The sequence below is a fragment of the Spirosoma areae genome (assembly GCF_054781775.1).
In genome coordinates, this window is sequence record NZ_BAAGTT010000029.1 from 233,036 (window position 1) to 243,242 (window position 10,207).

Genomic DNA, 10,207 nt, shown 5'->3' on the forward strand with positions numbered 1-10,207 from the left:
CAGAATAAACAAAACGGCTTATAAGTGGCTTATATTCACAGACTATTGTGTTTCCTTTCTATATATGATTAACTCAGCGACTATGATTTCTCCTACGTTTAATGGACACTCTACGCCCGATGAAGCCGGGCGTGGTGGATCAGATTCAGCCGTTTGGGCGCACAATCCGAAGCATGTCGCTTTCATTGGCGATTATCTGCCCCGGCAGTGTGGTATTGCTACGTTCACATCCGATCTCTACCAATCCTACAACACCTTTATTCCGAAGTCCCGCGCCCTGGTGGTGTCGGTTAACGATACGACGGAGGGCTACGATTACCCCGGCGAGGTTCGGTACGATTTCTACCAGCACGATCAGGAAGCCTATCGGAAAGCCGCCGAATTCCTGAATTCAAAAGATGTTGATGTGGTTTGTCTGCAACACGAATACGGCATCTATGGCGGTTCGGCAGGAAGTTATGTGCTCACCCTGCTGCGTAACCTGACCATGCCCGTTGTCACGACCTTCCATACTATCCTGAAAGACCCGAATGAAGAGCAATTGCTCGTGCTGAAAAGCATTGCCGATTTGTCGTCGCGGGTGATCTGCATGTCGGAGAAAGGACGCGATTTCCTGATCAATATCTACGAAGTTCCCGAATCGAAAATCGACCTGATCCCGCATGGAATCCCCGATATGCCGTTCGTGGATCCGCATTTCTACAAGGATAAATTCGGGATGGAAGGCAAACAAACCCTGCTGACGTTTGGACTGCTGTCGCCCAACAAAGGGATTGAGAACGTAATCCGGGCATTGCCCCGCATTGTCGAACAGCATCCCAACGTGGTGTATATGGTGCTGGGAGCTACCCACCCGAACCTGCTGAAACACGAAGGCGAAGCGTATCGCAACAGCCTTAAGAAATTAGCCGCCGACTGCGGAGTTCGCGACCACATTCGGTTCTACAATCAATTTGTTGAGTTAGACGACCTGCGCGAGTACCTGGGAGCCGCCGACATCTACATTACACCCTACCTGAACCCGGCGCAGATTACGTCGGGAACGCTGTCGTATGCCTTTGGCTGCGGTAAAGCCGTTGTATCGACACCCTACTGGCATGCCGAAGAACTCCTGGCCGATGGCCGGGGTGTGCTGGTGCCTTTTGGTGATTCGGACGCCATAGCTAACGAAGTCGTTAACCTGCTTACCGACGAGCAAATGCGTCATGCCATGCGAAAAAAAGCCTACATGATGGGCCGCGAGATGATCTGGGAGCAGGTTATTCAGGCCTACGCGCATTCATTTGCCAAGGCAAGACACGAACGCATGAGTACCATCAATAGTCAGGTACCCTACACCATGGGCGCTCACAGCAGTGCCGCGTTCAAATTGCCCACCCTTCGGCTCGACCATCTGTTTCGGCTCACCGACTCGACCGGTATTGTCCAGCATGCCCGCCATCACCTCCCTTTTTATGAAGAAGGCTACTGTACCGACGACAACGCCCGTGCCCTGATTCTGGCCCTGATGCTGCAGGAAACCGGGCTGGGCGAACGCAAGCTGGCACAGGCTGCCGATAATTATTGTGCATTTATCAACCATGCCTACGCGGATGACTACCGGCGCTTCCGTAATTTTATGAGCTACGACCGGCGCTGGCTCGAAGAGTTTGGCTCCGACGACAGCACAGGCCGGACTATCTGGGCGCTGGGTGCCTGCATTGGCCGGACAACCGACCGAAATGTGGTGACATGGGCCATGAGTTTGCTGGAAAAAGTGCTGCCTGGTATCGTAAGCATGACATCGCCCCGAGCCTGGGCATTTTCATTGCTGGGTATCTATGAGTACCAGAAAAAATTCAACGACGACCGGTTAGCCAAAACTATTCAGCGCCAACTACTCAATAAACTAATGTTTCGATACACCGAAACATCAACCGACGACTGGCCCTGGTTTGAGAATACACTCAGTTATGATAATGCCGTGCTGGTTCATGCGTTCATCCGATCTGGCGATGAGCGATTTGTACAAACCGGCCTGGCTTCGCTGCGGTGGCTTGTTGATTTGCAAACAGCTAAACTTGGTCATTTTCAGCCCATTGGCTCCAATGGATTTTATACAAAAGGCCAGCCAAGAGCTTTTTTCGATCAGCAGCCACTCGAAGCTCAAAGTACCATGTCGGCCTGTTTGGCAGCTTTCGAGGTGACCGGCAATGATGAATGGCATCGCACGGCTATTCGGATTTTTAAGTGGTTTGCGGGTTTGAACGATTTAGGATTGCCGCTCTACGATCAGCAGACTGGCGGTTGCCGCGATGGGTTGCATATCGACCGGGTTAATCAGAATCAGGGAGCTGAATCGACGCTGTCGTATCTGCTGGCGTTGGCTGAGTTGTATACCGTACAGAAAAAACGCCCGGATGCAAAGCCGGTTAATGTGGCCATGCCAAGCTTAATGGCAGGGTGATTTCGGCCTTGTAAAGTTATAAAGTTGTCGAGTTGCCAGGCAATATGCCGGAGCAACTCGACAACTTTATAACTTTACAGGTGTGAACTCTACAACTTGAATTTGATGAGCCTAAAAGCCACCCGCACCGGTATCGTGTTGCGGCCCGACCCCACTCGTGTTTTATTTCGTCCGTTTGAACTGGGCACCACCCGCACCCTGAAAACCATTGCGCGGGTAGGCAGCATGACCGATCAGGAAGCCGACGATAAACTTGATGAAGTCATTCGTGAATTCGGCGGGCGGCACTATAAACTCGAACGGTTTCTGCTGCAGCGGTTCGAACAGATTAAGTCGCAGTTGCTGACCGACGAACCCCTCACCAAAGAGCGCAAGCTGTTGCTGGGCGCTTACTTCACGATGGAATATTCGCTCGAATCAGCCGCGCTGTTCAACCCATCTATGATCTGGCACCCCGACCAGACGAATGTGCCACCCGGCTATAAACGCTTCATTCTCAGTTTGCGGGCCACCGGTGAAGGACACGTTTCGTCGATCTCGTTTCGGATGGGCTACATTGATGAGACGGGTAAGATTGTACTGCGGAAACCATCCCGTTATGTAACGGCTCCGGACGTAGTTCAGAATCATCGGTTCGAGCGGGTACAGTTTGAGCGTAAACTGTATGAACTTCGGTTGGAAAACAGCATTCAGGAAAAGATGATGGTGGGCCTCGGCGATGAGTTTAGCTTAGCCGAACTCGAAGCGCAGATAAAACGGGTGTCGGCGCAGTATCGCTACAACGCCGAGTACGAAACCATCGCCAGTGGCCTGCTGGCACTGGCAAAATCGAACTACGAAATTCACTTTGAAGACGACCAGAGTTTAGACGAGCGGTGCATCTTTCCGACTTCGCCCAACGAAACCAATGGCATCGAAGACGCTCGCTTCGTGCAGTTTACCGACGATAATGGGGATATAGTTTATTATGCTACCTACACCGCCTATAACGGGCGCGTAACCTTCCCACAATTGGTCGAAACCAGAGATTTTACGCATTTCAGTGTCAGCACTCTCAACGGAGCCGAGGTTTCCAACAAAGGCATGGCCATGTTCCCGCGTAAGATCGGGGGCAAATACGCCATGATCTCGCGGCAGGATGGTGAGAATATTTACCTGATGTACTCCGATGACCTTTATTTCTGGCAGACCAAAGAACTGCTTCTTAAACCGACCTATCACTGGGAATACGTGCAGCTTGGCAACTGTGGTTCACCCATCGAAACCGAAGCGGGCTGGCTGGTCCTGAGCCACGGGGTTGGCCCGATGCGAAAATATGCCATCGGGGCATTTCTGCTCGATCTCAACGATCCCGGCAAAGTGATTGGCCGGACTAAAGAACCTATTTTAAGTCCCGACGAAAACGAGCGTGAGGGCTACGTACCGAATGTGGTCTATAGCTGCGGTGGCCTGATTAACAATGGCGAGCTGATTATTCCCTACGCCATGGCCGACTACGCCAGTAGTTTTGCAACAGTAAACGTAAATGAACTCTTAGCCGAACTAACAGGTCAGAAAAATCTGGAAACAGTGGCTACCGGGCAGGCAGGGTAGCGGCTCTTCTGCAAACCGCACCCGGCCCAAGCCTGGTATAGATAAAAAAATAAGCATAAAAATTATTAGTCAACAAATAATTGCTTAGCGAATAATACTTATTCGTTAACATACTGTTAATAAAATATTATACGTGTATTCAAAAAATTAGGAGTAATAAATACTGTAAATCAACTGTGCCAACCACAAAGGCAAAATATTGTTTGCATACTTAAAGAACATCTCTCCCTAAAACTGAGTAATTACGGGCTGTAACCAAACATTATTTGTTGAATTAAGTATTGTATATTTGATAAAGCGTTATGCTTGCATATCACTTCTTAACTTAAACTATCGTTATGTGTAAATTTCTACTAACACAGCTCATGCTGTGTTTATTCGCTATTCCATTGCTGGCTCAGGACCGGGTCATCACTGGAACCATCACTTCTTCGGAAGACAGCTCTCCGCTACCGGGGGTTAACATCTCGGTAAAAGGCACAACACGCGGAACGACAACTGACGGGAATGGTACCTACAGTTTGAGTGTACCCAGTAATGCCAACGCCGTAATTTATTCCTTTATTGGGTTTGTTCGGCAGGAGGTGCCCATTGGGAATCAATCGGTTGTCGACGTAAAATTAATTCCTGACGCATCGCAGTTGCAGGAAGTCGTCGTGACGGCGCTGGGTATCTCGCGCGACAAAAAAGCGCTCAACTACTCGGTTCAGGAAGTTAAAGCTGATAAGCTGAACTTCGCCCGCGACCAGAACGTCGGAAACGCACTTGCCGGCAAAGTAGCGGGTGTACAGATCCTGGGTCAGTCGGGCGCTAAATTCGGTAACCCGAACATCCGTATTCGGGGGGTCAATTCCCTGACCGGTAGCGATCCGCTGTATATTGTCGATGGCACACCAACCGACATCAGTCAGGTGAACATGGACGATGTTGACAACCTGACGGTGCTGAAAGGCCCCTCGGCAACAGCATTATATGGTAACCGGGCTTCGGCGGGCGTTATCGTGATCACTACCAAACGGGCAAAAGCAGGCGAAACCCGGCTGGACATCAACCACAGCACCACCATCGACCAGGTGGCCCTGTTGCCGCAGTACCAGAACGAATATGGTGGTGGTTATGAGCAGGCATTTGAGACGTTTGCGTTCGATCCTAAACTTCACCCGGCGGCCTGGTCTGCCTTCAACGGGCAACGGATTCTGGATTATTCGGCCGACGAAAGTTGGGGTCCTAAATTAGATGGTCAGCCACACCGGTCAGCCGCTTCGTGGCAGCCGGGTCCGGGTTTTGGTCAGTTGACACCCTACGAAGCCCAGCCAAACAACGTGCGGGACTTCTTTGAGAAACCCATCAGCAACAACACCAACATTGCGTTCTCGCGGGGTACCGATGATTTTCAGAGCCGGATTTCCTACACGCACATCATCAACAATGGGATTATTCCTAACTCATCGCAGAGCCGGGATTACATCAGCAGTAAAAACACAATTCGGTTTGCCCAAAAGTTGACGTCGAACCTGAACATCAACTATACCTCGACGCGCACCATTAACCAGCCTGCCGACCGGTACGGATCGAGTGGTGGTACAACGCCCCAGAACAGTCCGATTGGCATTAGCAATACCACCCTGAACGGCTACAATCAAACAATTGGTTCGTTTAATCAGTGGTTTCAGCGGCAGATACGCATCGAAGACCTGCGCGATTACAAAAATCCCGATGGCACCTTCCGGAGCTGGAACATTGGCGGGCCAACAGACTCCCGGCCAAAATATTGGGACAGCCCTTACACGCAAGCCTACGAAAATACCAACACCAACCGCAGCACGCGTCTGTTCGGGGATATTGGCCTGTCGTACCAGTTTTTGCCTTCGCTTAAGGCATCAGCTACCGTTCGCCGGGACCAGACGAACTTCTATCAGGAAGCCCGGATTGCCAATGGCACGCTGAACGCGGGTGGCCTGGGAGCCTTCTCGACGCTGGGCGCCAACGCGGTTGAAAACAACTACGAAGTGCTGGTTAATTATAATCAGGATATCAGAGACCTGTCCATTGTGGCCAATGCCGGTGGAAACGTTCGCTATAATCGTTCGGATGCTCTCTTCCAGGCAACGGTGGGCGGGCTTTCGGCACCGGGTTTCTACAACATCGCTGGCTCCGTGGGTCGCCCGCTGTCGAACAATTACCTATATGAGCGCCAGGTCAACAGCGTATTTGGTAACGTAAGTCTTGGCTTCCGCGATTTTGTTTTTGTGGAAGCGTCTATCCGGAACGACTGGTCATCGACCCTGCCGGCTGGCAATAACTCGTACCTGTATCCGTCGGTGTCGGCAGGCTTGATTTTCACCGAATTTATTCCAAAAAACAACGTATTGTCGTATGGTAAAATTCGGGCAGGCTATGCCCAGGTTGGTACGGATGTAGGCCCCTATCAAACGTCATTGGCCTATGCTACCGGTACGTCTTATGGCAACAACTCAACGTCGTTCCTGCCGGGTACGCTGCCAAACACAAACCTGCTGCCCGGTCTGTCGTCATCCTATGAAGGCGGCATCGACATGCGGTTCCTGGGTAATCGGCTGGGCTTTGAATTCACGGCTTACCAGAATGACAATAAAAACCAGATTATTCCGCTGCCGGTGGCTCCAACGAGTGGCTATCTTAACGCAGTTGTCAACGCCGGTCTAATTCAAACCAGTGGCCTTGAACTGCACATTTACGCCAGCCCCATCAAGAACCCGAACGGCTTCACCTGGGAGTTCGACATCAATGCTGACCGTAACCGCACGAAAGTGGTTAACCTGATTGAAGGACAGGACAACTACCTGATCGACGGGCCACAGTGGCGCACCCTCACCCTGAACGCACGTAAAGGAGAGGATTGGGGCTTGCTAACGGGCCAGGGTATCAAGAAAGATGCAAACGGAAAGAATTTGATTTACAGTTCGGGAGCCAATGCAGGGCTGTATGTGAAAGAAGATAACGTTAAGCTGGGTTCGGTACTGCCCAAATTCAAAGGAGGCCTGCTGAACACGTTTACCTACAAAAACCTGTCATTGCGGGTCAATACGGACTTCGTAGTTGGGGGAAAATTCTTCTCGACCACCAAAATGTTTAATGCTGGTTCGGGCCTGGCGGCTGAAACGGCTGGTCTGAACGAACTCGGTAAGCCAGTACGCGACGATCCAGCCACGGGCGGTGGTGTTCTGCTCGATGGCGTGACAGAAGATGGCAAACAGAACACGATTCGGGTAGATGCCCAGAATCTATATGAAGGCTGGTTGTTTGCCCTCAACGAGCGTTGGATTTATGACAAAACCTACGTTAAACTGCGCGAAGTAGCTATCGGTTTCAATTTTCCAAAACGGATGCTGGGCAACTGGGCTAAATCGGCGAACATTTCGTTCATCGCCCGTAATCCGGTGCTGATCTACAGTGCTGTTGGTGGAGGCATCGACATCTCCGAGTCGGAAACGATCTGGTACGAAGGGGGTCAGTTACCGCCGGTTCGCTCGTTTGGGGTTAACCTTCGATTAGGCTTCTAAATTGATAGATAAAGAGGACTATTTGCCGGGTAAATACGTTTACTATACAGACAAATCGCTCTCTATACATCACTTTCATAAACAACTTTGTCACGAATGAAAAACCATACAATTGCCCTGTTCGCTGGTCTGCTGATCACGACAGTTGCCTGTAATGATTTTGGGAACATAAATGTTAATCCCAACAATCCATCGGCGCCTAACACGGCCAGTTTGTTCACGGGGGCCATCCGAAACGTAGGCACAATTAACAACCAGGTTGGTCCAGGCGCGTTTAATAGTGCTCCCGCGCTGTATGTTCAGCAATTATCTGATATAACGTATATTGAGGAGTCCCGCTACAAAACAGTCAACTTCACCTATAATGGATTGTATACAGGGCCGCTGAATAATCTTCAGCAGATCATCGACCTGAACACTAATGAAGCGACGAAGCTTGCCTCATCCTCCAACGGGTCGAATGCGAACCAGATTGCTGCGGCACGTATTCTAAAAGCCTATTTCTTTCAGTTTATTACGGACCGTTGGGGCGACGTGCCCTACACGCAGGCACTCAAGGGAAGCACTAATTTCTCGCCCACTTTCGATAAGCAACAGGACATCTACAATGACCTGTTTAAAGAATGGAAGGAGGCCGCTGCTCAGTTTGATGGCGGTAAGGCTGTTGTAGGCGACGTTCTGCTGAATGGGGATGCAACCCGCTATAAGAAGTTCGCTAATTCACTGCGGTTAATTGCGGCTTTGCGGTTATCAAAAGTAGACCCGGCCAAAGGCAAAACGGAGTTTAATGCGGCCCTGACCGATGGCGTATTTACAGCCAACAGCGATAACGTGCAGTATAAGTACTTAGCGGACGCTAACAATCAAAATGCACTTTATGATAACTACACAGTCTCAAATCGAAAAGACTTTGGCGTTAGCAACACATTCGTGGACTTCCTGAAAAAGGTGGGTGATCCGCGTTTGCCATATCTGGCAACTACCAATCAGAAAGGCGAATACGTTGGCGTTCCCTATGCTGTTTTCCCCTCACCAGGCAAAGCGCAGGATTTTTCGCTGGCAGGCAATATGTTGACTCAGCAAAGTTCGCCTGTCAATGTGTTGACCTATGCTGAAATACTGTTTGCCCAAGCCGAAGCGGCCAAATTAGGCTGGACAACCGGTGATGCTAAAATGCTGTATGAAACAGCCGTTAAAGCGTCTCTCCAGCAATGGATGGGCAGCGGCTATACGGAAGCGGCCTACACAACCTATATTGCCAAGCCAGACGTAGCCTATACGGATGCAACCGCTCTTGAAAAAATTGGCAACCAACGCTGGATTGCCTTGTTTGCTCAGGGAACGGAAGCCTGGAACGAATGGCGCCGGACGGGCTATCCTGTTTTGAAACCAGCCGCTAACCCCCTGAATGGCGGCACGGCTATCCCCCGCCGGTTAGCGTATCCGGTAACGGAAACAACGCTGAATGCGAAAAACTATGCTGAGGTAACAGCCCGGCAAGGGAAAGACGATCAGTACACCCGTGTTTGGTGGGATAAACAATAAATCAGGTTATAGGCTCAAAAAGGCCCGGTTTGAAAAAGCCGGGCCTTTTTTGTCGTAAAAAAAGCGGACCGATAGCATCGGCCCGCTTTCTGCATTACGCTTTATCCAACTATTAAGTGCAATCGTTTAGTAAACCTGTTTGTGCTGATAAGACAAGGTACCTTCGGGCATCTCCACAGAAAACGTGCTAACAAACACCTTACCCAAGTTACCAACAGATTTAGGTGAGAAAGTAAGCAGTAATCTTTGTGGAATCATAGTTTATCTACATCAAAGTATATTTTTCGGTAGCTATATTGATTATGCGGTAGATGAACCAGCCTGTAAAGTCTCAAACTTTTTAGCGAAAACCGAGTTAATCTATACAATCAATCGGCTCAACCCATGAAAGACGAAAAAGACGCAGAACGCGATGACGCGCAGATAACCGGTCGTAGTGAAGGGCCATTCGGGACCGATGACACCGATATAGACCGGCCAATCGAAGACAATAAAAATAACGTTGAGCAGGAAAATTCGGCCAACGGTCTCGACAGCCTGCAGGTACGGGGTGGGCAGGATGGACGGAACAATCGGGGTGTTGCCAGCACCGATATGGACAGCAAAAACGGTGTACTCCGCATGGGTGATATGGACAACAGCACGATGGAAGTAACTCAGGAAGGGCTGGAATCGGCCGTGGCCGACGGAAAGAAAACAAACACGACCATGGTCGACGTAACCACGAGCGGCCCCGATGATTACGGTTCTGCCGACAAAGTGCCGGTTCCGAACGCGCAAAAGGCCGCTAAAGAGCAGAATGCTGACAGTGAGAAAGCGGATGATTCTGAGGATGCCCAGAAAGAACGCGAAGAGGACATTGCCGAGACAGGCACTGACCTGAAAAACAAACCAACGTATTGATAAATAGGGCGTGTTGACAGTTAGGTAAAGTTAGCCAAGCGTTTCATCTTTGCACCATGCGCCGTTATGAAATTACCGACCAGCAGTGGGAACGAATCGCCCATCTACTCCCAGGCCGAGTGGGCCACGTGGGTCAATCAGCAAAAGATAATCGGCTGTTTATCAATGCTGTTCTGTG

Annotated in this window: 5 protein-coding genes and 1 pseudogene; all 6 read left to right on the forward strand. The window is 50.3% G+C overall.

Annotated features, from left to right (window positions below):
- Nucleotides 1–82 precede the first annotated feature (82 nt).
- Nucleotides 83–2,446 (forward strand): glycosyltransferase family 4 protein, encoded by a 2,364-nt coding sequence (locus ACYVI1_RS17615; RefSeq protein WP_460912046.1) that lies wholly within the window; start codon nucleotides 83–85, stop codon nucleotides 2,444–2,446.
- A 105-nt stretch (nucleotides 2,447–2,551) separates the two neighbouring features.
- On the forward strand, nucleotides 2,552–4,039 hold the full coding sequence (locus tag ACYVI1_RS17620) for a glycoside hydrolase family 130 protein (RefSeq protein WP_460912047.1): 1,488 nt from the start codon (nucleotides 2,552–2,554) through the stop codon (nucleotides 4,037–4,039).
- 338 nt (nucleotides 4,040–4,377) lie between these two features.
- Nucleotides 4,378–7,581: a SusC/RagA family TonB-linked outer membrane protein gene (locus tag ACYVI1_RS17625; protein WP_460912048.1), complete on the forward strand. Its 3,204-nt coding sequence runs from the start codon at nucleotides 4,378–4,380 to the stop codon at nucleotides 7,579–7,581.
- Nucleotides 7,582–7,677: 96 nt separating this feature from the next.
- The gene (locus tag ACYVI1_RS17630; protein ID WP_460912049.1) at nucleotides 7,678–9,126 is read left to right on the forward strand and encodes a SusD/RagB family nutrient-binding outer membrane lipoprotein; all 1,449 of its coding nucleotides are present in this window, start codon (nucleotides 7,678–7,680) and stop codon (nucleotides 9,124–9,126) included.
- A 384-nt stretch (nucleotides 9,127–9,510) separates the two neighbouring features.
- Nucleotides 9,511–10,029, forward strand: a complete 519-nt coding sequence (locus ACYVI1_RS17635; RefSeq protein ID WP_460912050.1) for a hypothetical protein — start codon at nucleotides 9,511–9,513, stop codon at nucleotides 10,027–10,029.
- A 56-nt stretch (nucleotides 10,030–10,085) separates the two neighbouring features.
- Nucleotides 10,086–10,207 (forward strand): annotated as a pseudogene (locus ACYVI1_RS17640) (IS5/IS1182 family transposase); the annotation flags it as partial.